This window comes from Streptomyces sp. NBC_00503 (genome assembly GCF_036346895.1).
Taxonomy (GTDB): Bacteria; Actinomycetota; Actinomycetes; order Streptomycetales; family Streptomycetaceae; genus Streptomyces.
In genome coordinates this window covers 122,311-148,466 of record NZ_CP107856.1, presented here as the reverse complement: position 1 = coordinate 148,466, position 26,156 = coordinate 122,311, and the positions used below count along the sequence as shown (strand labels likewise).

Sequence of the window (26,156 nt, the reverse complement as noted above, 5' to 3'; positions counted from 1 at the left end):
ACCACTGGCCGACATGGGACCAGACAGCGATCGAGAAGCTACAACAGTCGAGGTCGAGGAACTCTCGTACGACGCCTGTGTGCCACGTCGGCTGGTGCACAAGAAGGCGGTTTCGGAGGTCTTCCTGACGGACGCGCGGCGCGAGTCCGACGACCGGTTCACGGTCGCCGCCCAGTGGCCGCGCGACCACGTCTTCTTCCAACCGGGCGCGGAAGGCACCAGCGACCCGCTGCTGTGGATCGAGACCGTGCGCCAGGCGGGCATCTACCTCTCGCACCGGTTCTACGAGGTGCCCCTGGGCCACCTCTTCATCCTGTCCCGGGTCGACTTCGCCATCGACATCCCCGCCCCGGCCCGGCCGGGCCCGGCCCCGCTCGCCGTCACCCTCGACGTGACGTGCACGGCGAAGTTACTGGTCCCGGGGAAGGCCGTCATGTCCCTGGAGGCCGTGGTCTTCGTCGACGGCCGCCGCTCCGGACAGGTCTCGCTCGACTGGCAGGCCGTGGACGCGGACCGCTACCAGCGCGTACGCAACCGGCACGCCGGGCAGACCCCCTACGCCACCGCGCCCGCGGTGCACGACACCGTGCCGCTGCCCCCGCAGGCCATCGGCCGCCGCAACGAGCACGACGTGGTGCTGGCCGGGGCCATCGGCACCCTGAAGGTGTGGAACCTGAACGTGGATCGCGGGCATCCCGTCCTCTTCGACCACGGCTGCGACCACATCCCCGGCGTCGCCCTCATCGAGTCCTTCCGGCAGGCCGGCGCGCTGACCGCGGCGTCGCGGGCGGGCACGGACCGGGCCCCGCACAACTGGTTCCTGCAGTCGGGCTCCATATCCTTCGAGTCCTTCGGCGAGCTCGACCAGCCGGTCATCGTCGTCGTCCGCAACGAGCGCAACGAGCGCAACGAGCGCAACGAGCGCAACGAACGCGACGAACCCCAGGAACGCGACGAACGCCAGGAAGGCCGGACGGGCCCGGCCGGCGGGCGGGAGATGCGGGTCGCCGCCCTCCAGGGCGACCGGCCCCTCGCCGCGGCAGTCCTCAGAGGCGTCACGCTCACGCCGCTCGGCGACCTCGTCCGCGACGGCGGGGAATGACACCGATGGCAACCGCGACCCCACTCGCACCCGCCGCGTCCCTCGCGCACGCGCTGCCGGACGCCGCCGAGGAACTCGCCGTGACCGCGCTCCGGCTGGCCCCGATCGTCGAGGAACACGGCCGGCTCACCCCCGAGCTCGCCGACGCGATCACCCGGGCCGGATTCGCCCGGCACTTCGTCCCCGCCCACTGGGGCGGCACCGCCGGCACCTTCGGCGCCGCACTGACCGCGGTCGCCACCGTGGCCGAGACCTGCGCCTCCACCGCCTGGTGTGCCGGGCTGTACGCCGCACACGGCAGACTCGCCGCCTACCTGCCGCACGAGGGTCAGGCCGACCTGTGGGCGGCCGGCCCCGACGTACGGATCGCGGCGGCCGTCAACCCGCCCGCCGGAGTGGCGCACGAGGTCCCCGGCGGCTGGCAGCTGTCCGGAACCTGGGCCACGGCCAGCGGCGTGGACCACGCCGACTGGGTGCTGCTCGCCTCGTGGACCGGCAGCGGCCCCGCACGCGCACACCGCGTCTTCGCCCTGCCCCGCACCGACTGCCGGGTCCTGGACACCTGGCACACCATCGGGCTGCGGGGGACCGGCAGCAACAGCGTCACCCTCCAGGGCGTCTTCGTCCCCGCACACAGGACCATGGTCCTGGCCGACCTGGCCCGCCCTGGCGGGAGCGGCGCGCGCTGCCACGCGGTGCCCTACGCGATGGTCGCCGCACCGCAGTTCGCGGCCCCGGCGCTCGGCGCCGCCCGCGGCGCGCTCCGGGCCTGGACGCGCCGGGCGGCGGGACGCCACCGCTCCGACGGGCAGGCGGTGCGGGGCTCGGACGCGGCCCAGCGGGTCCTGGCCCGGTCGGCCGCGGAGATCGAGGCCGCCGGACTCCTGCTGCGGCTGGCGGCGCAACGCGCCGACGAGGCCGAGCCGGGCGCGTTCACGGCGGCGGAGAACATGAGGGACTCGGTGATGGCCGTCGACCTGTGCCTCACGGCCACCGGCCGGCTGATGCAGGCCTCCGGCGCCTCCGGGCTCGCCCAGGACAACCCCGTCCAGCGGGGCTGGCGGGACGTCACCGCCGTCGCCGCCCACGGCGCGCTCGACCCCGAGCGGGCCGCCGCCGCCTACGCGCGGGCGGTGTTCCCCCAGGGACAGGGGAGCAGCGCATGAGCGGCAGCGGACGGGCGGCGTTCTTCGACGTCGACGAGACCCTGCTCGCGGGCAAGAGCATGCTCGGCTTCTGGCGGTACTGGTCGACCACCGCGGAAGGGCGCGGCTACGCACACCGCTTCGAGACGCTGCGTCCGCTGCTGAGCGGCGGCGCCCCGCGCGAGGAAGCCAACCGCGCGTACTACCGCATGTTCGCGGGCCTGCCGGCCGCGCACTTCGAGCGGGCCGCCCAGGACTGGTACGAGACCCTGCGCACCGGCCCCGAGATGGTGATCGTGCCGGTGTACGAGGCTCTCGTGGCGCACCGGGAGCGTGGCGACCTGATCGTCCTGGTCTCCGGATCCCCCCGCCCGCTCCTCGAACCGCTCGCCCGCGACGTGGGCGCCGACCAGGTGGTGTGCGCCGAGCAGGTGGTGGCGGACGGCAGGCTCACCGGCGAGATCGGCCGTCAGGTGATCGGCGACGGCAAGGGCGGGGCGGCGTCGCGGATCATGGCACGGCTCGGCCTGGCCGCCGAGCGGTGCTGGGCCTACGCGGACCACCAGAGCGATCTGGCCCTGCTGCAGAGCGTGGGTCACCCCGTCGTGGTGGGCGAGGACCGGGTCCTGACCGAGCACGCGGTGCGGCGGGGCTGGCAGCGGCTGCCCGCACTGCACGGCCCCATGACCGGGCAACGGTCCGCGCCGCGCCTCCTGGTGTCCTGAGCGCCACGGCCGGCCCGGGGCACACCGCCCCGGGCCGGCCGCATCCGCTGGTCCCGGCCGCAACCCTTGGTCCCGGCCGCAGCGCTGGCCCCGGCCGCCCGTCGCTTTCCGGCCGTCTTCGCCGCACGGGGTGCGCCGGCCTCCCGCACCGCTCGATAACATTCCTTCTGGAGGGTATGTTTTATGCGTGCTACGACCCTTCTGGGAGGGACCAGTGAAGCAGGAGCGATCCCGGCGCACCCGTGAAATCGTGCTGGACGCCGCGGCGGCGGAATTCTCCGCCCACGGCTACGCCCACACGACCATGAACGCGGTGGCGGACCGGATCGGTATGACGAAGGGCGCCCTGTACGGGCACTTCACGTCCAAGGAACGGCTCGCGGAAGCCATCATCGGCCACGGGGAGTCCATGTGGACCAGCACCCTCACCGAGACGGCGGGCCGGCCCCCGCTGCCGGCGCTGGGCGACCTCGCGCTGGAGCTGGCCCGCCGTGTGCACACCGACGCCCGCACCAGGGCGGCCTTCCGCCTGGTCGCCGACGAACTGGCGGCCGGGCGCGAGCGCCCCAACCTGCTCCGGGACGTACGCCTCCACATGACCGCTCTCGCACAGTCGGCCCAGGACCGGGGCGAGATGACGGACCGGTACCCGGCCGCCTCGATCGTCGAACTCCTGCTGGCCATGGTCTTCGCGGTCCAGTCCGGCACCTGGCCGGCCATCGGCATCCACCCGGTGCCCTGGCTGGAGTCCATCTGGCGGATGCTCCAGGACGTGCTGCGCGTGGAGCAGCCCGCCTGAACCCGTACGGCCTGCCCGCGCCCCGCGCCCCGCGCCCCGCGCCCCGCGCCCCCGCCCCGCGCCCCCGTCCCCGTTCAGGCCGCGGCCGCCAGCCGCCGAGCCGCGGGCAGCCGCGCCAGCAGCGCCGCACTGCCACCCACCACCACCGGGTGCCCCACCGCCGCGAGCATCGGCAGATCCGAGATGTGGTCCCCGTAGCCGAAGCACTCCGCCGGATCCAGCTGCGGATACCTGCCGAACAGCTCGCGCACGGCGACGCTCTTGCCCTCGCCGATCACGGGCTCCCCGACGATCTCCCCGGTCAGCACACCGCCCCGCGACTGCGGCACGGTGCACACGACATGGGCCGCGCCGACGTCCGCGGCGATCGGGTCGAGCAGCGCGGGGAACGACCCCGACACCAGGACCACGGCCGCCCCCTGCGCACGGTGTCCGCGCAGTGCCTCGCGCGTGGCGGCCAGGTAGAACGACGGCTCCGCCGAGCGCTCGGCGAACCACCGCTGCCCCCACCGCCGTACCTCGGCGGCGCTCTCGCCCGCCCAGGCACGGAAGTAGGTGCGGTTGGTCCGCTCCCTCGGTACCCCGCTCGCGGCCTGCGCCAGCAGGGTCTCGCGCACCGAGCGGGCGGTGGCCGCGCCCCGGTCCCCGTAGCGCCCCGTGAGGTAGTAGTCGAGGAAGTCGAACATGCTCTTGCAGTTGATCAGGGTCTCGTCGACATCGCTGAAGACGAGCCGGGTGGGTACGCCGGACATGCTGCTCCTCGGAAGGGCAAAGGGAACGGGAAAGGGAACGGGAAGAGACCTGGCGGACCGGCACCCAGGCCGGCGCCACCAGGTCTCCCGGGTGTCGTGAGGTGTCCGCGGTGCCTACGGGACCGGTACGGACTCGGCCTCCCGGGCCTCGGCCACCGGCTGCGCGGCGTCCTTCCGGGTCTCGGCCACCGGCGGCGCACCGGCCGCCCGGGCCACCGCCCTGCGGCGGCTGTTGCCGAAGCGCTTCATCATCGGCTCCTCCACGAGGAAGTTGAGCAGCCAGCCGACCAGGCACGTCATCGCGAAGAGGACGAGGGTGAGGCAGAGCGCCACGGGCGTGCTGAAGGTCCGGTCACCGCCGAGCCACAGCCGGCCCTGGAAGAGCACCACGCCCTGGCACAGGTAGAAGCCGAAGGAGATCTTGCCCAGCCAGACCATGAAGGGCTTGCGCAGGTACGTGCGGTCGCCGCGCAGGTCGGCCGCCGCGACGGTGGCGATCAGCACCGCGATCGGGACGATCATCGGGAGGGTGAAGTTGAACGGCGACGGCACGTAGTTGGTCACCAGGTAGCCGACCGCTGCGATCACGCCGGCGTGCCAGATCTTGAGCTGCTTGGGCCAGGCGCCGGCCTCGACCAGGCGGGCGAGCATCATGCCGAGACCGAACTCGAACATGCGGGGCACCGGGAAGATGTAACCGAACCACTGCTGCGGCACGGCCATCGGCAGCAGTCCGGACTTCGGGCTGTCCGGGATGAAGGCGTAGTTGACGACCGCGATCGCGGCCATCGCCCCCACCAGGATGACCGCCCACAGCCACAGCCGGTTGGTGGCGAGCCGGCGCACCGGTCGGATCAGGAACGGGAAGAGCAGGTAGAACAGCAGCTCGCAGCCGAGCGACCAGCTGGGCGAGTTGACGCTGATGAACACTTCCGGGCTGGGGAAGTAGGGGTGCAGCAGCAGCAGGTTGACGGTCGGCGTGAACACACCCGTCGCCGCCGCGGGCACCAGCAGCATCGCGATGATCCAGGTCACCACGTGGTTGGGCAGGATCTTGACCAGCCGGCGGCGGATGAACTGCCGCGGGCGCTGCTCGGGCCGGGACGCCCAGGTCAGGACGAACCCGCTCAGCACGAAGAAGAAGGAGACGCCGACGATGCCGGACATCCACACGAACTTCGCGACCGATTCCGCGAGGTGCTTGTCACCGATGTACGTCATCGGCACCGACGGCTTCAGCGGGTCGGCCAGCATCAGCGAGTGGAGCAGGAAGACGCCGAGGGCGCCGAAGATTCTCAGCCCGGTGAGCGCGGGCAACTGGGGCTTGATGCCGGCCCGGGTGGGCGGGCCTCCGTCAGACATCGCAGCAAGGCCTTTCGTGTGGGAGGGGAGGTACGGATGACATGGCGGACCGCACCGGCCGCCCGCCCCGGTCCGGTGCGGTCCGCGGGCGGCGTGGACGGTGGTGATTCAGATCAGGGAGGTGAGCGACACCGGGTCGAACGGGAGGATGTCCCGGGTGCGGCCGTCGCGGACCTTGGCCGCCCACTCGGGGTCGCTGAGCAGGGCGCGGCCGACGGCGACGCCGTCGAAGTCGCCGCGCTCCAGGGCCTCCTCGACCCGGGTGAGGGGGGCGGACGCCGCGGTCCTGCCCGCGAAGGCGTCCTGGAAGTCACTGTCGGCCAGCCCCACCGACCCCACCGCGAACGTCGGCTTCCCGGTCAGCTTCCGGGTCCAGGCCGCCAGCGACAGCGGCGAGCCCTCGAACTCGGGGAGCCAGAACCTGCGGGTCGAGACGTGGTACGCATCGACGCCCGCGGCGGTCAGCGGCGCGAGCAGTTCGCCGAGCTCCTCGGGGGAGTGCGCCAGACGCGCCGTGTAGTCGGTGACCTTCCACTGCGAGAAGCGGAACAGGATCGGATAGTGCGGACCCACCACCTGGCGGCAGGCGGCGACCACCTCGGCGGCGAACCGGGCGCGGGCGGCGGGGGAGCCACCGTACCCGTCGGTGCGCCGGTTGGTCTGCGGCCACAGGAACTGGTCGATCAGGAAGCCGTGGGCGGCGTGCAGTTCGATGCCGTCGAAGCCCAGGCGCCGGGCCTCACCGGCCGCCTCGGCCAGCGAGGCGACGGCCTCGGCGATGTCGTCGCCGCTCATGGGCTCGCCGACGCGCTCGCCCGCCAGGTCCAGCCCCGACGGGCCGACCTGGGGCGCGGCCTCCGGGACGAAACCGGTGTCCCGGTAGATGCCGGTGTGCCAGAGCTGGGGCACGATCCGGCCGCCGGCCCTGTGCACCTCCGCCACCACCCGGGCCCAGCCGGCCAGTGCGTCCTCTCCGTAGAAGTGCGGTACGCCGTCCGGCGCGGTGACCGAGGGGTGCTCCACCAGGGTCCCCTCGGTGATGATGAGCCCGGTGCCGCCCCGGGCCCGGCGGGCGTAGTACTCCGCGACATCGGGGCCGGGCACCCCGCCGGGGGAGCCCTCCCGGGTCATCGGTGCCATGGCGACGCGGTTGTCCAGCGTCAGGCCGTTGATCCGCAAGGGCGCGAAGAGCGCCGAGGCGGGGCGTCCGGCGCGTTCCTCGACGGCCGGGGCGGTGGCGACGGTTTCCGTCGGGCTCACGGGTACTCCTCATCTGCGCACGGCACACGGCGGCGCGCGGAAAGTTCTGGCTGACAGGCGTCAGGCGCACGCCGTGGCCGGCCGGCTGGTGCCGGGCACGGGGAAGAGCGGGGGCGGCGCGGGGCGACAGAAGGCGGCAGACGCCCGGGGAGGACGGCACGAACACGGCCTCCGGCCCGGTCGGCCGCTGCAGGCCGTCACTGTGCCGCATCGGTCCCGGCGGCGGCTAGGTCGTCTCTTTCGGATCGGCCGCGGAGGGGCCGCGCCGGTGTGCGACCGCCGCCGCGCCGCAGTTGCACACCCGTCCGGAGCGGTGTCCAAAGCCGTGCGGGCCGACCGTTCTTGACGCAATGTCCGCCCACGGGCTGAACTGGCTCCGGAGCGTCGGGACCGGCACCGGACATTGCCCCCGGATGTGCCACCGGCCCGCGAAGGAGCTCCTCCCCGTCGCCCGTCACGTACGCGGGATCCGTGCGGAGGACCTCCAGCAGTTCTTCACCCCGGAGCGGATACTCCGGGAAGGCTCCACCGGCGGCTCGACCACCGACCTCGCAGCCAGGTCAGCGAGGACGCGCAGACGCGCGTGCTCCTCGGTGGTGAGCCGCATGACCCGTGCCAGCGCATCCACCCCGGTGAGCTGGGCCGCGTCTCCCGGCCGCGCCCGATCCGTGTGCGGCAGTCGACGCTCACCGCCGCGAGGGCGGCGAGCTCCTCCCGGCACGCCACGCCACGGCGCGGTCCGCCCGCCCCGCGTCCCGCACGTCAGGTCGGTGGGCGGCACCAGCGCCGTACCGGCACCTTCCTTGGAGATTTCCGATGACCTCACTTGCCCCGTCTCCCACCGCCACCAGCAGTCCGCCTGAGGAGCAGCCCAAGGCGACCGGCGCGGGCACCACGCTCGCCGCGTCCCTCATGGGCTTCTTCGTCATTGCCCTCGACGCACTGGTCGTCACCGTGGCGCTCCCGGACATCAGCAGCAGCGTCAGCGGCGGGATGTCGGGCCTGCAGTGGGTGGTCGACGGCTACACCCTGATGTTCGCCGCGCTGATGCTCTCCTCCGGTGCGCTCTCCGACCGGATCGGCGCGAGCCGTGCGTACGGCATCGGACTCGCCCTGTTCACGGCGGCCTCGGCGGCCTGCGGTCTCGCGCCCAACCTGACGATGCTGGTGGTCGCGCGCCTCGTGCAGGGCGCGGCCGCCTCGCTGATGATGCCCGCCTCGCTCGCCCTGGTCCGCCAGGCGTTCCCGGACGCCGACAAGCGGGTCCGCGCCATCGCCCTGTGGACGGGCGCCGGTGCGGTCGCCGCCGCTGCGGGACCGGTGGCCGGCGGTGCGCTGACCAGCGCGATCGGCTGGCGCGCGATCTTCTTCCTCAACCTGCCGGTGGGCCTGATCGGCCTGGCGCTGCTCACCCGGGCCCCGCGATCGCCGCGCCAGAGCGCCCCGATCGACCTGGCGGGCCAGCTGACCGGCATCACCGCGCTCGCCGCTCTGACGTACGGGGTCATCGAGGGCGGTGCGAACGGCTTCGGCTCCCTTCCGGTGATCGTCACCCTGGTGGTGGCCGCGCTCTCGGCGATCGTCTTCGTGATCGTGGAGTCGAAGCAGGAGAAGCCGATGATGCCGCTGAACCTCTTCCGGTCGCGCACGATGTCGGTGTCCGCGGCCGCGGGTTTCAGCATCAACGCCGCCTTCTACGGCAGCATTTTCGTCCTCAGCCTGTTCTTCCAGCAGTCGCACGGCATGTCCGCCTTCTCCGCCGGCCTGATGTTCCTGCCGATGACCGCGGTGGTCGCGACGATGAACCTCTTCTTCGCCGCCAAGCTGATCCGCCGCTTCGGGCCGCGGATGCCGATCGTGATCGGCCAGGCCGGTACGGCGGCCGCCCTGCTGGCCCTCCTCGCCGTGGGCAACGACACCTCCCCCCTGGTGATGGCCCTGGCCGTCCTCCCGGTGGCCTTCGCCGGCTCCCTGTCGGTCCCCGCGCTGACGGCCATGCTCATGGGCAGCGTCCCGGCCGAGCGGGCCGGTTCGGCCGCCGGCATCCTGAACACCGCGCGCCAGGTGGGCGGTGCCCTCTCGGTCGCCGTGTTCGGCGCGCTGCTCGCCGACAAGGACACCTTCTCCACGGGGATGCACACCAGCCTGGTCATCGCGGCGGTCCTGCTAGCCGCCACGTCTTTGGCCTCGCTGCTCTTCCTGCCGCGCGTCAAGGCCGCCCGGAGCTGAACCACCGGCCGGCGTACCGCCGGTCCGCCGTCCGCCGATGGCCTCCTGCCCCGAAGGGCAGGAGGCCATCGGCGCGTTGGCGTGCGGCCGGGGCGAAGAGGCTCCGACGGAGGCCCGCCAGGCCCGCCGGGCCCGCTTTTCCGCTCGACAAAGATTCCTTCGCGAAGGTATCTTCTGTTCAGAACAGTTACCCGACACATCTCCGACCCGGAGGAGCTGTCCCGTGAGCGTCGACACCCTGCCCCTACGCGCACCCACAGCGCCCGTCCCGCCTGAATCGTCGTCGCAGGACTGGCAGTCCCCCACCCTCTCCCCGGTCGAGCTGGTCTCGATCACCTCTCTGCTCCCGCCGGCCCACTCGCCGCGCGCCGACGGCGAGGACGCCGACCACGCCCGGGTCCTCGCGGACTCCGGCGGCGTACTGCCCCCCATCACCGTGCACCGCGCGACCCTGCGCGTCATCGACGGCGTACACCGGGTGCGCGCCGCACTGCTGCGCGGCGAAGTCGAGATCCCCGTCCGGTTCTTCGAGGGCGACGCCCAGGACGCCTTCGTCCTGGGCGTCGAAGCGAACACCACGCACGGCCGTCCGCTCTCGGCGGCGGACCGGACCGCGGCCGCCGCCCGGATCCTCGTCTCCCACCCGCAGTGGTCGGACCGCGCCGTCTCCGCCGTCGCCGGGCTGTCCGCCAAGGCGGTCGGCGCGGTGCGGCGCTCCGCCCAGGAGGAACTGCCCCGACTCACCGCCCGCGTCGGCCGCGACGGCCGGCTGCGGCCCGTCGACGGCGCCTCCGGCCGCATCCGCGCGGGCGAACTGCTCGCGCAGAACCCGCAGGCCTCACTGCGCGAGATCGCCAAGGTGGCCGGCATCTCCCCGAGCACGGTCCGCGACGTACGCGAGCGGCTCGGCCGCGGCGAGGACCCGGTCCCGCCGAAGCAGCGCGCGACACCGGCCGCCACCGCACCGCACGATCCCGCCCCCGCCCCTGTCGCCGCCCCCGTCCACCGAACCCCCAGCACCCCGACCCCCGTCCGCAGGGCGCCGCTGCCCGCCGCCGACCACGCCCGGCTGCTCGACGCCCTGCTGAAGGACCCGACGCTGCGCTACACGGAGAGCGGCCGCTACCTCCTGCGCCTGCTGTCCACGCACATGATCCCGGGACGGCGGCGCGGCGAACTCGCCCGCAGCGTCCCCGAGCACTGCGCGGCCGTCGTCTCGGCGGCGGCCCGCGAATGCGCCGCCGCCTGGACGGAGCTCGCGGAGTTCCTGGAGACGCAGTCCCTGGAAGCGCCGTCCCTGGAAGCGCACTCCCTGGAAAGCGTGCCGGCCGACGCCGCGACAGCCACCCGGTGAGCCGCCGGACCCGCTCCGGAGGCAACCGCCGTCCGACTGCAACCCGTCCGCACTCGCACACCCGTACCCACCCGCCCAAAGGAGAGAGCAGATGGCACCCGACAGGATCCACCCCCGCAGAGCGGCCCGGGACCAGGTCACCGCGCTCGTCCCGCACGACGGCCTGGGCGCGCTCGCCTCCTGGGCGAGGGCCGCCCCCATCCGGCTCGCCGGCTACGAGGACGACCTCGCGGAGCCGCACATACTCCCCAGCGTCGACTAGGGCGCGACATGGACACCTCCCTCCCGTCCGCCCGGAAACGGCCGCCGAAACTCTTCGCCTTCCACCACGCGGGCGGTTCCACCACCGCCTTCACCGGCTGGCAGCGGGCCCTCGGATCCCGGATCGAGGTCGTCCCGGTGGCGCTGCCCGGCCGCGACCCGTCCAGCCGCAGCCCGCGCCACCAGGACCTCACCTCCCTCGCCGAGGCCCTCCAGGAGGAACTCGGCCCCCAACTGGCGGCCGACCACCTCTTCTACGGCCACAGCATGGGCGCCCTGATCGCCTACCACCTCACCCGGCTGCGGGTGGCCGCCGGCCTCGCACCGCCCAGGCGGCTCCTGGTCGGCGCCTTCCCCGCACCCCACCTGCCGCACCTGCTCGACCGGGTGCTCCGCTTCACGGACGAACAGCTGGCCCGCTGGCTGCTGGACCTGACGGGCATGCCGGAAGAGCTCCTCGAAGGCCGTCACCGCCGCGACCGTCAGATCACCCTGCTCCGCGGCGACCTCGGCCTGTGCGCCAGCCACCGCCCCGAGCGGTGCACCGAACCCCTGCCGTGCCCGATCGACGTCATGGCCGGGACCCGGGACCCCCTGGTCACGGTGGCCGAGGCGGCTGCCTGGAGCCTGCACTCGGGACCCGGCAGCACCCTGCGCGTCATCCCGGGCGGCCACTTCTTCCCGCGCGAGACCAAGGACGCCTTCTTCGCGGAACTCGCCTCCGTGGTGCGGCTCGCCGACAGCCGATGACCCGTCGGCAACGCACCGAACATTTCTCCCGTCCCCTATTCCGAGAAATTCATACCTGCTATTCACGGGGCCATTTCCGGACACTTGGCCGAACCTTGTGGAAGCAGTCGGAGCGAGGCAGACTCTCGTTCGCCCGGACCGGATTCATGGTTCTCCGCAATCACCCATGTGACTCAAAGGATTGGTAATGACCGACCGTATTCGCCTGGCCATATCGGGCACCTACTCGACCGGCAAGAGCACGACGGCCGAGGCGCTTTCCATCGCCACCGGAATTCCGCGGACCCATGCGATGACCTCGCGCGAGATCCTCATGGAGATGATCCCGGGCAAGACCGTCATGGAGCTCAACGCCATGGAGCTCATCATGCTGGGGCTCCGCCGCTTCGAGGAGCGCGTCCACAACGAGGGCGCCGGCGTGGATTCCTTCATCTCCGACGGCGGCGTCTTCCACGAGTGGGTGTACTTCGAGGCGCGGATGCGGGTGGGCATCAACCCCGGCGCCGACTGGTGGGTCAATGCCATCAAGCGCGTGACCGGACTTCCGGTGAAGCACTTCTACCAGCGCTACACCGACACCCTCGGCGCCGTGACCAAAACCCGCGCCAAGAAGATCTACGACGCCTACGTCCACCTGCCGGTCGAGTTCGACATGCACCCCGACGGGCACCGCCCGGTCTCCGAGAAGTTCCGTCGGCTCTCCGACGAGCTGCTCATCCAGTCGCTCGAAGAGATGGGCCTGCCCTACCACGTGGTCGGCGGCTCGATCCCGGAGCGCCTGGAGAAGATCATCAGCATCTTCGACCTGCCGGTCGTGGTCCCGATCGACGAGGCCATCGCCCTCGCCCAGACCCGCGTCGAGGCAGCCATCGACGTCCTCAAGACGGACGAGCGCTACCACGCGGCCCAGCGCCAGAAGTCCCTGGGCCGCCGGATCGCCTTCGCCCTCCGCTACTGATCCCTGCACGGACAGCGCAATCGGCGGGCCGCCGAGTCCACGGCGGCCACCGCGCCGGGCAGACGGGGACGGGGGACGGACGATGACAGGCACTGATCAGGCACGGCACGGCACGGCGCAACTCCTCGCCCTGCGTGAGCAGGCGCGGCGCGGCCCGAGTGAGCGGGCAACCGAAGCGCAGCATGCCAAGGGCAAGCTGACCGCCCGCGAGCGCATTGCGCTGCTGCTCGACGAAGGTTCCTTCAAGGAGGTCGAACAGCTCCGCCGCCACCGCGCGACGGGGTTCGGCCTGGAGGCCAAGAAGCCCTACACCGACGGTGTGATCACCGGCTGGGGCACGGTGGAGGGCCGGACGGTCTTCGTGTACGCACACGATTTCCGGATCTTCGGTGGCGCTTTGGGCGAGGCCCATGCCACGAAGATCCACAAGATCATGGACATGGCCATCGCGGCCGGTGCCCCGCTGGTCTCCCTGAACGACGGCGCGGGTGCCCGTATTCAGGAGGGCGTCTCCGCGCTCGCCGGTTACGGCGGGATCTTCCAGCGCAACACCAAGGCCTCGGGTGTCATCCCGCAGATCAGCGTGATGCTCGGCCCGTGTGCGGGTGGCGCGGCGTACTCGCCGGCGTTGACGGACTTCGTGTTCATGGTCCGTGAGACCTCGCAGATGTTCATCACCGGCCCGGACGTGGTCCGTGCGGTGACGGGCGAGGAGATCACCCAGAACGGCCTGGGCGGCGCCGACGTGCACGCCGAGACCTCGGGCGTGGCGCACTTCGCGTACGACGACGAGGAGACCTGCATCTCCGAGGTCCGCTACCTCATCACGATGCTCCCCTCCAACAACCGGGAGAACCCCCCGGTCCACGAGACCAACGATCCCGCCGACCGGCGCTCGGACGTCCTGCTGGACCTGGTCCCCGCCGACGGCAACCGCCCCTACGACATGCTCAAGGTCATCGAGGAACTCGTCGACGAAGGCGACGTCCTGGAGATCCACGAGCGCTGGGCCCGCAACATCATCTGCGCCCTGGCCCGCATGGACGGGCAGGTGGTGGGCATCGTCGCCAACCAGCCCGGGCACCTCGCCGGTGTCCTGGACATCCACGCCTCCGAGAAGGCGGCGCGTTTCGTCCAGCTCTGCGACGCGTTCAACATTCCGATCATCACCCTGCTGGACGTGCCCGGTTTCCTGCCGGGTGTCGACCAGGAGCACGGCGGCATCATCCGCCACGGCGCCAAGCTGCTGTACGCGTACTGCAACGCGACGGTGCCGCGGATCTCGCTGATCCTGCGCAAGGCGTACGGCGGTGCGTACATCGTCATGGACTCGCAGTCCATCGGCGCGGACCTCACCTACGCCTGGCCCACCAACGAGATCGCGGTGATGGGTGCCGAGGGCGCCGCGAACGTCATCTTCCGCAAGCAGATCGCTGACGCCGAGGACCCCGAGGCGATGCGCGCGCGGATGGTCAAGGAGTACAAGGCCGAGCTGATGCACCCGTACTACGCGGCCGAGCGCGGCCTCGTCGACGACGTCATCGACCCCGCCGAGACCCGCGAAGTACTCGTCGCCGCCCTCTCGATGCTCCGCAACAAGCACGCCGATCTGCCGTCCCGCAAGCACGGCAACCCACCCCAATGACCAAGGAGCCCAAGCCGTGACCACCCGTGTCGTACGCATCGAACGAGGCGAAGCGGCCCCGGAGGAGCTGGCCGCGATCACCACGGTCCTGCTCGCCCGCGCCGCGACCACCGCCGACCCGGCCGCCCCGGGCCACCCCCGGCCCGCCACCGCACACTGGCGCCGCTCCGGCTATCTCTGCGCGCACAGCTGGCAGAGCTGAGCGACACCTTCTTGTCTTTCTATTCGTTTCGCCAAAGCAATGCGCCGGACCTGGGAGTGAAGAATTCGATGGAGAGTGGAATTACCGATCCGGTGCAATTACTGACAGCGGACGGCCGAAGAATCGAGCATCCGGACTACGCAATAGAAGTCACGCCCGAAGAATTGCGCGGGTTGTACCGGGACATGGTCCTCGCCCGGCGCATCGACGCCGAGGGCGTCACCCTCCAACGCCAGGGCGAGCTCGCCCTCTGGCCCTCGCTGCTCGGCCAGGAGGCGGCGCAGGTCGGCTCGGCCCGCGCCCTGCTCGACACCGATCACGTCTTCCCCAGCTACCGGGACCACGGTGTCGCGCTCTGCCGCGACGTGGACCCGCTGAAGCTCCTCGCCATGTTCCGCGGCGTGAGCAACGGCGGCTGGGACCCGATCGACCACGGCTTCCACCTCTACACCCTCGTCATCGGCTCCCAGGCGCTGCACGCCACCGGATACGCGATGGGCGTGGCCAAGGACGAAGCCGAAACGGCCGTCATCGCGTACTTCGGCGACGGCGCCACCAGCCAGGGCGACGTCAGCGAGGCGTTCAACTTCGCCGCCGTCTACGACGCCCCGGTGGTCTTCCTCTGCCAGAACAACCAGTGGGCGATCTCCGAGCCCACCGACAAGCAGAGCCGGGTGCCCATCTACCAGCGCGCCGCGGGCTTCGGCTTCCCCGGCGTGCGCGTGGACGGCAACGACGTACTGGCCTGTCTCGCCGTGACGAGGGCGGCGCTCGCCCGGGCCCGCCGCGGCGAAGGCCCCACGCTGGTCGAGGCGTTCACGTACCGGATGGGCGCGCACACCACCTCCGACGACCCCACCCGCTACCGGGACGCCGCCGAGCTCGCCGAGTGGGCGGCCAAGGACCCCATCGCCCGGCTCAAGACCCATCTGCTCGCGGACGGCCTGGCCGACGAAGACTTCTTCGAGGCCGTGGACCAGGAGTGCGAGGAACGGGCGCTGCGCCTGCGCGAACAGGTGCGGTCCATGCCGGGCCCCGCGACCGAGGCGATCTTCGAGCACATCTACGCGGACGGCCACGCACTCGTCGACGAGGAGCGCGCCGGATTCGTCCACTACGAGGCATCGTTCGCCGAACGGGGAGGGCACTGACATGGCCGTCGCGACCATCGAGACCATCGCGAAGGCGGCGGGCCCCGCAGCAGCCGGCCGACCGGCCGCGGCGCGGGCGCTCCCGCTCGGCAAGGCCATCAACGAAGCCTTGCGCGACGCCCTCGCCGAGGACCCCAAGGTCCTCGTCATGGGTGAGGACGTAGGCCGGCTCGGCGGTGTCTTCCGGATCACCGACGGCCTCCAGGCGGAGTTCGGCGAGGACCGGGTCATGGACACCCCGCTCGCCGAGTCGGGCATCATCGGCACCGCGATCGGCCTGGCGCTGCGCGGCTACCGGCCGGTCGTGGAGATCCAGTTCGACGGTTTCGTCTTCCCCGGGTACGACCAGATCGTCACGCAGCTCGCGAAGATGCACGCCCGCTCGCTCGGCAAGATCAGCCTTCCCGTGGTCATCCGGATCCCGTACGGCGGCGGCATCGGCGCCGTCGAACACCACAGCGAGTCCCCCGAGGCACTGTTCGCGCACGTGGCGGGCCTGAAAGTGGTCTCTCCGTCGAACGCCTCGGACGCGTACTGGATGCTGCGACAGGCCATCGCGAGTGCCGACCCGGTGATCTTCTTCGAGCCGAAGCGGCGCTACTACGAGCGCGGCGAGGTCGACACCACCGCCCCCGCGCAGCCCCTGCACACCGCCCGCGTCCTGCGCGAGGGCACCGACCTCACGCTCGTGGGGTACGGGCCGACGGTGAAGACCTGCCTGGAAGCGGCCGCCGAGGCCGGACAGGAAGGCCGTTCCGTGGAGGTCGTGGACCTCCGGTCCATATCCCCCGTCGACTTCGACTCGCTCGCCCACTCCGTACGCCGCACGGGCCGCCTCGTCGTGGTCCACGAGGCCCCCGTGTTCTTCGGGGCGGGCGCGGAGATCGCGGCGCGGATCACCGAGCGCTGCTTCCACCATCTGGAGGCCCCCGTGCTGAGGGTGGGCGGCTACCACGCCCCGTACCCCCCGGCCCGACTGGAAGAGGAGTACCTGCCGGGCCTGGACCGGGTGCTCCATGCCGTCGATCACGTCATGTCGTTCTGAGGCGAGGGTTGTGACTGTTCAGCGCTTCCGCGAGTTCAAGATGCCCGATGTGGGCGAGGGACTCACCGACGCGGAAATACTCAAGTGGTACGTCGCCCCCGGCGACACCGTCACCGACGGCCAGATCGTCTGCGAGGTGGAGACGGCGAAGGCCGCCGTCGAACTTCCCATCCCGTACGACGGCGTGGTGCACGAGCTGCGCTTCACCGAGGGCACCACGGTGGACGTCGGCACACCGATCATCTCCGTGGACACGGCGCCGGCCGCCCCACCGGAGCAGCCGGCCGCTCCCGGGGACGGTCCGTCCTCCGGCGAACGGCAGCCGGTACTCGTCGGCTACGGCGTCTCGGACGAGCCGGCCCGCCGCCGCACGCGCAAGCCGGAAGCGGCGACGGCAACGGCGCCGACGCTGCCGCTGAACGGGCACGCGACGCCGGCCGAGCAGTTGACCAAGCAGTGGGCCAAGCCGTTGGCCACGCCCCCGGTCCGCAAGCTGGCGAAGGACCTGGGTATCGACCTGGCAGCAGTGGTACCGACCGGACCGGACGGCGTCATCACGCGTGCGGACGTGCACGCGGCTGTGGCCCCGGCCCCGGCCGAGCCCCCGGCCGCCGTGCCCGTGCCCGTGCCCGCACCGGCGCCTGCACCGGATCCCACCGCGCCCGTACGCGGCGATGCCGCCCGCGAAACCCGCACCCCGATCAAGGGCGTACGGAAGGCGACGGCCGCGGCGATGGTCGGGAGCGCGTTCACGGCGCCGCACGTCACGGAGTTCGTGACGGTGGACGTGACGCGGACCATGCGGCTGGTCGAGGAGCTGAGGGCGGACAAGGAGATGGCGGGGGCGCGGGTCAACCCGCTCCTGCTGATCGCCAGGGCCCTGCTGGTGGCGATCAGGCGCAACCCGGAGATCAATGCGGCATGGGACGAGCAGAACCAGGAGATCGTCCTCAAGCACTACGTGAATCTCGGGATTGCGGCGGCGACTCCACGGGGCCTGATCGTGCCGAACATCAAGGACGCGGACTCGAAGACGCTGCCTCAACTGGCAGCCGCACTAGCCGAGTTGGTCGGGACGGCCAGGGAGGGCAAGACCTCGCCCGCCGCGATGTCCGGTGGCACGGTGACCCTCACGAACATCGGTGTCTTCGGTGTCGACACCGGGACGCCGATCCTGAACCCGGGGGAGTCCGCGATCCTCGCCGTCGGCGCGATCACGCTCCGGCCGTGGGTCCACAAGGGCAAGGTCAAGCCCCGTCAGGTCACCACGCTCGCGCTCTCCTTCGACCACCGCCTGGTCGACGGCGCACTCGGCTCGAAGGTCCTCGCCGATGTCGCGGCGGTCCTCGAGCAGCCCAAGCGGCTCATCACCTGGACCTGACGCTCCCACCCCTACGCAGACATGGGATTGATGATGGAAAACGCTGTGCAACAGGCCACCGGGGCCCACTATCCGCAGCCGCGGGCCCGTAACGGCGGACATCAGTCCGCTGCAGTTGAGCACGTCACGGGTGCGCAGTCCCTCATCCGCTCTCTCGAAGAGGTGGGGTGCGACACCGTCTTCGGCATCCCGGGCGGGGCCATCCTCCCGGCGTACGACCCGATGATGGATTCGAAGAAGGTCCGTCACATCCTGGTCCGTCACGAGCAGGGGGCGGGTCATGCTGCCACCGGCTATGCGCAGGCCACGGGCAAGGTGGGCGTCTGTATGGCGACCTCGGGTCCGGGTGCCACGAACCTGGTGACGCCGATCGCCGATGCGCACATGGACTCGGTCCCGCTCGTCGCGATCACCGGTCAGGTGTCCTCGAAGGCGATCGGTACGGATGCCTTCCAGGAGGCGGACATCGTGGGTATCACGATGCCGATCACCAAGCACAACTTCCTGGTGACCAGGGCGGAGGATATTCCGCGGACGATCGCGGAGGCCTTCCACATCGCCTCCACCGGCCGCCCCGGCCCGGTTCTGGTCGACATCGCGAAGGATGCTCTGCAGGCGAAGACCACGTTCTCGTGGCCGCCCACCCAGGACCTCCCTGGCTACCGGCCGGTGACGAAGCCGCATGCCAAGCAGATCCGTGAGGCCGCCAAGCTGATCTGTCAGGCGAAGCGTCCGGTGCTGTATGTCGGTGGCGGCGTGATGAAGTCCGGTGCGACGGCCGAGCTGAAGGTCCTGGCCGAGCTGACGGGTGTTCCGGTCACCACCACCCTGATGGCGCTGGGTTCGTTCCCGGACAGTCACCCGCTGCATGTGGGCATGCCGGGCATGCACGGTGCGGTGACCGCGGTGACGGCGCTGCAGAAGTCGGACCTGCTGATCGCGCTGGGCACTCGTTTCGATGACCGTGTGACCGGCAAGCTGGACAGCTTCGCCCCGTTCGCGAAGATCATCCATGCGGACATCGACCCGGCCGAGATCGGCAAGAACCGCGCGGTGGACGTTCCGATCGTGGGTGATGCCCGCGAGGTCATCGCGGATCTGATCCAGGCCGTCCAGGCGGAGCACACCGAGGGCAACGCCGGCGACTACTCCGCCTGGTGGAAGGACCTCAGCCGCTGGCGCGACACGTACCCGCTGGGCTACGACCTGCCCGCGAACGGCTCGACGGCACCGCAGCAGGTCATCCAGCGCATCGGCGAGCTCGCCCCGGAGGGGACGGTCTTCGCCTCGGGCGTCGGCCAGCACCAGATGTGGGCCGCCCACTTCATCGACCACGAGCACCCGGCGACCTGGCTGAACTCCGGCGGTGCCGGAACGATGGGTTACGCGGTTCCGGCCGCGATGGGTGCCAAGGTCGGCATGCCGGACCGTACGGTCTGGGCGATCGATGGTGACGGCTGTTTCCAGATGACCAATCAGGAACTGGTCACCTGTGCGCTGAACAACATCCCGATCAAGGTCGCGATCATCAACAACGGTGCCCTGGGAATGGTCCGCCAGTGGCAGACCCTCTTCTACAACCAGCGGTACTCCAACACGGTGCTGCACTCGGGGCCGGACGACATCCAGGCCAACAACGGCACCCGGGTTCCGGACTTCGTGAAGTTGTCCGAGGCGATGGGCTGCCACGCGATCCGCTGCGAGCGCCCCGAGGACCTGGACCGGGTCATCGCCGAGGCCAACGCGATCAACGACCGCCCGGTGGTGATCGACTTCATCGTCCACGAGGACGCCATGGTGTGGCCGATGGTCGCCGCCGGCACCTCGAACGACGAGGTCATGGCCGCCCGGGGCGTCCGTCCCGACTTCGGCGACACCGAAGACGACTGAGAGAGAGCCCGAGCACATGCCCAAGCACACCCTCTCCGTCCTGGCCGAGAACACCCCCGGTGTCCTCGCCCGGACCACCGCGCTGTTCTCCCGCCGCGGCTTCAACATCGAGTCCGTCGCGGAAGGCACCACCCACGACCCCGGCATCTCGCGCATCACCATCGTGGTCAACGCCGAGGACCGCCTTCTGGAACAGGTCATCAAGCAGATCGGCAAGCTGGTCAACGTCCTGAAGGTCGTCGAACTCGAACCGAGCGCCGCGATCCAGCGCGAACTCGTCCTGGTGAAGGTCGGCGCCGACAACGAGACCCGCTCGCAGGTCGCCGAGATCGTCCGCCTGTTCCGCGCCAAGACGGTCGACGTCTCGCCCGAGGCCGTGACCATCGAGGCCTCCGGCGACGCGGACAAGCTGGAAGCGCTGCTCAAGATGCTGGAACCCTTCGGCGTCAAGGAGCTCGTCCAGTCCGGGACCATCGCCATCGGCCGTGGAGCCCGCGAAATCGGTGTCCCCCCGCTGCGCGCCGTAGTCCGGCCGCGCTGGCAGGCAACCGCCTGACGCCGGCCGCCGCCCTTCACCTCGCTCCGTACCGACACCCACCCCATCCACCAAGGAGAGTTCCCAGTGGCCGAGCTGTTCTACGAGAACGACGCCGACCTGTCCATCATCCAGAACCGCAAGGTCGCGGTCATCGGTTACGGCAGCCAGGGTCACGCCCACGCGCTGTCGCTCCGTGACTCGGGCGTCGACGTCGTCGTGGGTCTGCACGAGGGCTCCAAGTCCAAGGCCAAGGCCGAGGAGCAGGGCCTGAAGGTCCTGCCCGTCGCCGAGGCGGCCGCGTGGGCGAACGTCATCATGATCCTGACGCCGGACCCGCTCCAGGCCGAGATCTACGCCGAGTCCATCGAGCAGCACCTCAACGAGGGCGACGCGCTCTTCTTCGGTCACGGCTTCAACGTGCGCTACGGCTTCATCAAGCCGCCCACCAACGTGGACGTCGCCCTCGTCGCGCCGAAGGGCCCGGGTCACCTGGTCCGCCGTCAGTACGAGGAAGGCCGCGGCGTGCCCTGCATCGCCGCCGTCGAGCAGGACTTCACCGGTTCCGCGTTCCAGCTCGCGCTCTCCTACGCGGCCGGCATCGGCGGCACCCGCGCCGGTGTCATCAAGACCACCTTCACCGAGGAGACCGAGACCGACCTGTTCGGTGAGCAGGCCGTTCTCTGCGGTGGTGCCTCGGCTCTGGTCAAGGCCGGTTTCGAGACCCTGACCGAGGCCGGCTACCAGCCGGAGATCGCGTACTTCGAGTGCCTGCACGAGCTGAAGCTCATCGTGGACCTGATGTACGAGGGCGGCCTGGAGAAGATGCGCTGGTCGGTCTCCGAGACCGCCGAATGGGGCGACTACATCACCGGTCCCCGCATCATCACGGACGCCACCAAGGCCGAGATGAAGAAGGTCCTCGCGGAGATCCAGAACGGCGAGTTCGCCAACACCTGGATGGCCGAGTACAAGGCCGGCCTGCCGAAGTACAACGAGTACAAGAAGGCCGACGAGGCCCACCTGCTCGAGACCACCGGCAAGAAGCTCCGCAAGCTCATGAGCTGGGTCGACAACGACGACTCCTGAACGACCATTTCAAACCCCTAAAAACCAGGAGGAAAAAATGACGAGCCTTATCGATGCCCCCGTATCCGTTCGTGCAACGGTCGACGACTACCTGGGACCGGGAGACCGGAGATTCTTCGGAAAGGGATACAAGCGGGCCGACCAGAACCTCCGGTCGATCCGAATAGAAACAACAGGAGACGGAAAGGGGCACGTCACCGCAAGGGCTGCCGTCTCCTACCCCGACGACTGGTCCCGAAAAGGGAAAACGAACCAGCCACCGCACCTGAGCAGTATCGACGTCCTCCTGGTCGCGGGCGAACTGGCCGAAATGTACCTGACCCACGCGCTGAGCCTGGACAGCGAGCAGCGCAGCAGCATGCGCCTGCGCCGCGTGGTCATCAAGGCCGGCCGCAGCCCCGTAGAGGAAGAGCTCGTCGACTTCGGCGTCTCGGCCGTGATCACCCCCCAGGACGCCTCGTCCCTCCCGGAGGGAACCGCGGTCTCCCTCGCGGACTGCCAGGTGGGAGCCCTGCGCGTGCACTGCGAGATCGAGCACCCGCAAGGCGCCCCCGAGCCCGCGCCCGGCGCGTACGCGAGCCCTGCCGAGCTCCTCGGACCCTCGCGGCTGCGCCCCTACGCGCATGGCCACAAGGCGAAGTCGCAAATCATCGAAGACCTGGAACTCGAAACAACGGGCCTCTGTGCACACGCCGTACTCGCCACCCGCTGCGACATCCCCGAATTCCCGGCGGTGGGTCTGGAGAGCTATAGTCACAAAGGCGCCTCACTCATCGACGCATTCGTCGCGGCAATTCAGCTGGGCCAGATCCTGCTGTACGAACTCGACTCGGTGAAGCGCTCCGAAAGCAACACCCTGTGGATGCGTCAGACCGTGCTCGAAATCAACGAGCCGCGCGTCGCGGTCCTCACTCCGAGCCGCATCTCCACCCGGCTCGAAGAACTCCAGCTGCTGACCACGCGCGAAGGCGAAGTCTGGCGCTCGTGCGACATGGTCTCGGAATTCCAGAACATCGACATCAGGTGCTCGGTGGCCCACCGGCTGCCCAGAGCCCGAGGGGAGGGAACCGAACATGCATAAGACAGAACACCCCACGAGCCGCGCGGCCGTCCTTGCGGGCATCGGAGCCATGGTCCCGCCACGCGTGGTCGACAACGAGGAACTCTCGAAGTCCCTCGACACCAACGACCAGTGGATACGCACCAGGACCGGCATCTCCCGACGCCACTGGGCGAGCCCCGGCACCGCGACCGGAGACCTGGCGGCCGTGGCCGGCGAGCGGGCCCTGGAGTCCGCGGGCAGCCGCTCGGTCGACATGCTCATCCTCGCGACCAGCACCCCCAACCAGCCCATGCCGGCCACCGCGCCCGAAGTCGCGGCCAAGCTCGACCTCGGCATGATTCCCGCATTCGACATCTCCGTCGCCTGCGCGGGCTTCATCTACGGCCTCTCCACCGCCGCCGGCGCCATCGCGTCCGGCATCGCGGACCGGGTCCTGGTCATCGGGGCCGACATCTGGTCCACCCGCCTCAACCCGGAGGACCGCGCCACGGCCATCATCTTCGGCGACGGCGCCGGAGCGGCCGTCCTACGGGCCGGAGACCCCACCGAGCGCGGCGCGATCGCCGGCTTCGACCTCGGCAGCGACGGTGCCCGCAAGGACCTGGCCATGGTCCCCGGCGGCGGCTCCCGCGAGCGCTCGGCCCCGGAGGCGGCCGTCGACACCGACGAGTACCTCTACATGCGCGGCAAGGAGATCTTCACCCACGCCGTGAACCGCATGGGCGGCTCCTCGGCCGCCCTGCTCGACCGGATCGGCTGGAGCGCCGACAGCGTCGACTGGTTCGCCGGCCACCAGGCGAACGCCCGCATCCTGCACACCGTCGCCGACGTACTCGACGTCGATCGCGAGCGCGTACTGATCCACCTCGACCGCGTCGGCAACACCTCCGCGGCCTCCATCCCCCTCGCCCTGACCGACGCGGCCGCCGACGGCCGCCTGACCGCCGGAGAACGGGTCCTCCTGACCGCCTTCGGCGGCGGCCTCAGCTGGGGCTCGACCGCCCTGACCTGGCCCAAGATCTACGTCCCCGACATCGCTTCCTGACCCACACCACACAGAAACGAGGCTCACCATGACCTCCACCGGCACCACCCACGAGATCATCGGCTTCCTGGCCGGCAAGCTCGCCCTCGGCGAGATCACCGCCTCGACCTCCTTCGCCGAACTCGAACTGGACTCCCTCGTCCTGCTCGAACTGTCGGTCCTGCTGGAGCAGAAGTACCGCGTCCGCATCCCCGAGGACGAACTGGTCGAGGCCGACAACGTGAACGCGGTCGTCGCCATCGTCGACCACCGCCGCCCCGCCATGGCCGCCTGACCGGCCCGCATTCGGCAGGCCACCAACCGCCGGGACCCGAAGCCGCACCCCCCGCCGGCATCGGGCCCCGGCTCTCACCCCGAACCCCCGGACGCCGAACCGGCACCACCGACCTGCGCGTCGCGATGCCCCACCGCGTACGACAGCGCCTCACGATGCCGGTCCAGGCCCGCCCGCCCCGCCGGGGCACGCCCCGTCAGATCCGCGGCCAGCCGCCGCGCCAGCGCACCCGCACCCGTCGGTGCCGCAGCCCCGTCGGCGTACTCCAACAACTGCACCAGGGCACGCAACTCACCCTGCCGCAAAGCCACTTCAACCACCTGCGGACCACCCTGGAGCAGCGACGCGACAGCCCGGTCCCGGTAGGCCTCACTGCGCACCACATGGAACCGGTACTCGTAATCCAGTGCCGCGGCCACGGACCCCCCGGGCACATGCTTCCGCAGCCGCTCCACCAACCCGTCCCGCTCCGCGTCGAAGTAGGGCTGCTCCCCGCTCCCCGCCCCCGCGGGATCCAGCAGCACCGCGGCCATGAACGCGGCCACCCGGTCCACCGGAGGCACCAGCCCACCCCCCATCCACCGCGCCGCCCCGCCCGGAACCCGGCGGAAACGCCAGCCGGACGCCGCGGACCAGTGCAGCCCCGCCTCCCCACCCCGGAACGCCCGCGAGAACTCCACCACCCCCTCGCCCGCCACATCCGCGATCCCGCACGCGTGGACCGCCGTCACCGGCAACCCGTCATCGAGCAACTGCCCGGCCACGGCCACCAGGTAATGCCCGATCTCGGCGTCGTACCCGTCATCCACCACAGCGCACCTTCCCCGGCCGCAAGCCGGCCACGTGCCTACACGTCCTGCAGCCCCCTCGGCGCCGACAACACTGCGCACCCCGCAATCCAGCGCAGCGTGAACCACACCCCTCCCCGCACGCAACCACGACCCCTTGCACACGCCCCCCGCGCGCCGCGTCATCGCGGAGCAGGGCCGAACCGATCCCTGCCAGGACATCGCGGCGGCCCGGCAGGCTGGATGCCTGCCGGGCCGGGTGGAGAGGGGGTGGGGTACGGGGTGTGGGGTGCGGGTCAGGTCATCAGCCCATGCCCGGCCACTTCAGGAGTCCCTTGACCACGTCCTAGAGGTTGTTGTCGGTGGCGGCGAAGGTCGCGCCGGGGCCGCCGATGACGGTCCATTCGTACGGGTCGTCGCCCGCGACGCCCGCACCCGGGACCACAAGCTCCAGGAGGCGCGCCGCCTCTGCACCGCGGCGAAGGCCGCCGCGGCCACTGTCCCGGACCGGGACGCGAAGGCCCCGCTCGTCGCTGAACCCACCGGATTGTCCGTGGACAACCCTCCGACCTCGGCGGACGCGGGACCAACCCCCGACGCGGATGTCCCGACGAAGTCCGAGCCCCGCCCCGAAGCGGACGAGCCGGTCGTCTCGCCCTCCCTCCCGGGCCCTGCTGCAAGGCCGGGCGGGCGGGGCGGGCGGCCCGCCGGGTACGCGCGCTGGCGAACGCCTGGCCAGTGGCCCTGCGACAACAGTCCCGCCCAGACCTGGCAGTGACCCCGCGGGCCAGCCCCTAGGAAAGAAACGGTCTGTCCGGTATATTTTCGCCTGCTGCGGGGGCGCGCTCCGAGGTTCCGGCACCCGATCTCCCGGCCCGCCCCGTGAGCGGCGCGCCGGACCACCAGTACCGGACCGTGTGTCACTGAAGCTCGGAGGAGCACCGATGACCATCGAACGTCCTGCCGTCGTGGAAGTGCTGCGGGAGCAGCTCGCGGCGATCCTGGGCTGCGACGCCCGGGACATCGACGCCACCGCCGCGTTCAACGTGCTGGGCATGGACTCCATGGTCGGCGCGGAGTTCATCGCCACCGTCAACCGCGTCTTCGGCATGCAGGAGCGGTCCGTCCTGCTCTACGAATACCCCGACCTCACCGAACTGGCGGCCTACATCGCCGCGCGCACGGGAGCCTCCCCGCACGGGGCCCCGCCCGCGCGGGCACCCGAACCCGACTCCCGTCCGGCGGTCCCCGACGACCTCGACGTCCTGCTGGACGCGGTCCGCGACGACCGGATCAGCGTCGACGAGGCACTCGTGCTGCTCGCCCGCCGAGGCTGAACCCGTTTCCCGAA

25 protein-coding genes are annotated in these 26,156 nt (G+C 70.9%); 21 read left to right on the top strand and 4 right to left on the bottom strand.

The genetic code is table 11. The annotated features are described in order from the left end of the window. Nucleotides 1-13 precede the first annotated feature (13 nt). The 4 genes from OG490_RS37925 to OG490_RS37910 all read left to right on the top strand — a co-directional run bounded on the left by OG490_RS37925 (nt 14) and on the right by OG490_RS37910 (nt 3,771). Entirely contained in the window at nt 14-1,102 is a 1,089-nt protein-coding gene (locus OG490_RS37925; protein ID WP_330301291.1) for a ScbA/BarX family gamma-butyrolactone biosynthesis protein, read from the top strand. A gap of 5 nt (nt 1,103-1,107) precedes the next feature. Next, nucleotides 1,108-2,268 (top strand): acyl-CoA dehydrogenase family protein, encoded by a 1,161-nt coding sequence (locus tag OG490_RS37920; RefSeq protein WP_330301290.1) that lies wholly within the window; start codon nt 1,108-1,110, stop codon nt 2,266-2,268. After that, the gene (locus OG490_RS37915; protein WP_330301289.1) at nt 2,265-2,972 is read left to right on the top strand and encodes an HAD family hydrolase; all 708 of its coding nucleotides are present in this window, start codon (nt 2,265-2,267) and stop codon (nt 2,970-2,972) included. Before OG490_RS37920 ends, OG490_RS37915 begins: the two co-directional genes overlap by 4 nt. A gap of 214 nt (nt 2,973-3,186) precedes the next feature. Then, nucleotides 3,187-3,771, top strand: coding sequence for a helix-turn-helix domain-containing protein (locus OG490_RS37910; RefSeq protein WP_330301288.1), 585 nt, complete (start codon nt 3,187-3,189; stop codon nt 3,769-3,771). Nucleotides 3,772-3,845: 74 nt separating this feature from the next. Here OG490_RS37910 and OG490_RS37905 read toward each other — a convergent pair whose 3' ends face one another. From OG490_RS37905 to OG490_RS37895, 3 genes are all read right to left on the bottom strand, one after another. After that, nucleotides 3,846-4,523, bottom strand: coding sequence for an HAD family hydrolase (locus tag OG490_RS37905; protein WP_330301287.1), 678 nt, complete (start codon nt 4,521-4,523; stop codon nt 3,846-3,848). Between the two features lie 114 nt (nt 4,524-4,637). Beyond that, nucleotides 4,638-5,885, bottom strand: coding sequence for an acyltransferase family protein (locus tag OG490_RS37900; protein ID WP_330301286.1), 1,248 nt, complete (start codon nt 5,883-5,885; stop codon nt 4,638-4,640). A gap of 108 nt (nt 5,886-5,993) precedes the next feature. Next, on the bottom strand, nt 5,994-7,145 hold the full coding sequence (locus tag OG490_RS37895; RefSeq protein WP_443066020.1) for an NADH:flavin oxidoreductase: 1,152 nt from the start codon (nt 7,143-7,145) through the stop codon (nt 5,994-5,996). Nucleotides 7,146-7,961: 816 nt separating this feature from the next. Between OG490_RS37895 and OG490_RS37890 the strand changes: the two genes are divergently transcribed. From OG490_RS37890 to OG490_RS37815, 16 genes are all read left to right on the top strand, one after another. Next, nucleotides 7,962-9,374: an MFS transporter gene (locus OG490_RS37890; protein ID WP_330301285.1), complete on the top strand. Its 1,413-nt coding sequence runs from the start codon at nt 7,962-7,964 to the stop codon at nt 9,372-9,374. A 223-nt stretch (nt 9,375-9,597) separates the two neighbouring features. Next, on the top strand, nt 9,598-10,728 hold the full coding sequence (locus OG490_RS37885) for a ParB N-terminal domain-containing protein (RefSeq protein WP_330301284.1): 1,131 nt from the start codon (nt 9,598-9,600) through the stop codon (nt 10,726-10,728). Between the two features lie 91 nt (nt 10,729-10,819). After that, a complete protein-coding gene (locus OG490_RS37880; RefSeq protein ID WP_330301283.1) occupies nt 10,820-10,990 on the top strand; it encodes a hypothetical protein in 171 nt (56 codons plus the stop codon). An 8-nt stretch (nt 10,991-10,998) separates the two neighbouring features. Continuing rightward, nucleotides 10,999-11,739, top strand: a complete 741-nt coding sequence (locus OG490_RS37875) for a thioesterase II family protein (protein WP_330301282.1) — start codon at nt 10,999-11,001, stop codon at nt 11,737-11,739. A gap of 187 nt (nt 11,740-11,926) precedes the next feature. After that, a complete protein-coding gene (locus OG490_RS37870; RefSeq protein ID WP_330301281.1) occupies nt 11,927-12,697 on the top strand; it encodes an ATP/GTP-binding protein in 771 nt (256 codons plus the stop codon). 82 nt (nt 12,698-12,779) lie between these two features. Further along, entirely contained in the window at nt 12,780-14,342 is a 1,563-nt protein-coding gene (locus OG490_RS37865; RefSeq protein ID WP_330301280.1) for an acyl-CoA carboxylase subunit beta, read from the top strand. A gap of 16 nt (nt 14,343-14,358) precedes the next feature. Next, nucleotides 14,359-14,544, top strand: a complete 186-nt coding sequence (locus tag OG490_RS37860) for an acyl-CoA carboxylase epsilon subunit (RefSeq protein WP_330301279.1) — start codon at nt 14,359-14,361, stop codon at nt 14,542-14,544. Between the two features lie 68 nt (nt 14,545-14,612). Beyond that, nucleotides 14,613-15,695 carry a pyruvate dehydrogenase (acetyl-transferring) E1 component subunit alpha gene (gene pdhA / locus OG490_RS37855; RefSeq protein WP_330301504.1) on the top strand — a complete coding sequence of 361 codons (1,083 nt, stop codon included), beginning with the start codon at nt 14,613-14,615 and terminating at the stop codon, nt 15,693-15,695. Nucleotide 15,696: 1 nt separating this feature from the next. After that, nucleotides 15,697-16,740 (top strand): alpha-ketoacid dehydrogenase subunit beta, encoded by a 1,044-nt coding sequence (locus OG490_RS37850; RefSeq protein ID WP_330301278.1) that lies wholly within the window; start codon nt 15,697-15,699, stop codon nt 16,738-16,740. Then, a complete protein-coding gene (locus OG490_RS37845) occupies nt 16,712-18,121 on the top strand; it encodes a dihydrolipoamide acetyltransferase family protein (protein WP_443066019.1) in 1,410 nt (469 codons plus the stop codon). Before OG490_RS37850 ends, OG490_RS37845 begins: the two co-directional genes overlap by 29 nt. Nucleotides 18,122-18,166: 45 nt before the next feature. Next, nucleotides 18,167-20,011 (top strand): acetolactate synthase large subunit, encoded by a 1,845-nt coding sequence (locus tag OG490_RS37840; protein ID WP_330301277.1) that lies wholly within the window; start codon nt 18,167-18,169, stop codon nt 20,009-20,011. A gap of 16 nt (nt 20,012-20,027) precedes the next feature. Then, nucleotides 20,028-20,567, top strand: a complete 540-nt coding sequence (gene ilvN / locus OG490_RS37835) for an acetolactate synthase small subunit (protein WP_330301276.1) — start codon at nt 20,028-20,030, stop codon at nt 20,565-20,567. 66 nt (nt 20,568-20,633) lie between these two features. Further along, the gene (ilvC, locus tag OG490_RS37830; RefSeq protein ID WP_330301275.1) at nt 20,634-21,635 is read left to right on the top strand and encodes a ketol-acid reductoisomerase; all 1,002 of its coding nucleotides are present in this window, start codon (nt 20,634-20,636) and stop codon (nt 21,633-21,635) included. Between the two features lie 37 nt (nt 21,636-21,672). Then, complete coding sequence (locus OG490_RS37825) at nt 21,673-22,716, top strand: AvrD family protein (RefSeq protein WP_330301274.1); 1,044 nt, start codon at nt 21,673-21,675, stop codon at nt 22,714-22,716. After that, the gene (locus tag OG490_RS37820) at nt 22,709-23,743 is read left to right on the top strand and encodes a beta-ketoacyl-ACP synthase III (protein ID WP_330301273.1); all 1,035 of its coding nucleotides are present in this window, start codon (nt 22,709-22,711) and stop codon (nt 23,741-23,743) included. Before OG490_RS37825 ends, OG490_RS37820 begins: the two co-directional genes overlap by 8 nt. A 28-nt stretch (nt 23,744-23,771) precedes the next feature. Next, nucleotides 23,772-24,017 (top strand): phosphopantetheine-binding protein, encoded by a 246-nt coding sequence (locus OG490_RS37815; protein WP_330301272.1) that lies wholly within the window; start codon nt 23,772-23,774, stop codon nt 24,015-24,017. Nucleotides 24,018-24,091: 74 nt separating this feature from the next. Here OG490_RS37815 and OG490_RS37810 read toward each other — a convergent pair whose 3' ends face one another. Beyond that, nucleotides 24,092-24,826 carry a hypothetical protein gene (locus tag OG490_RS37810; RefSeq protein ID WP_330301271.1) on the bottom strand — a complete coding sequence of 245 codons (735 nt, stop codon included), beginning with the start codon at nt 24,824-24,826 and terminating at the stop codon, nt 24,092-24,094. A gap of 923 nt (nt 24,827-25,749) precedes the next feature. Between OG490_RS37810 and OG490_RS37805 the strand changes: the two genes are divergently transcribed. Then, the gene (locus tag OG490_RS37805) at nt 25,750-26,142 is read left to right on the top strand and encodes an acyl carrier protein (protein WP_330301270.1); all 393 of its coding nucleotides are present in this window, start codon (nt 25,750-25,752) and stop codon (nt 26,140-26,142) included. Nucleotides 26,143-26,156: the final 14 nt, after the last annotated feature.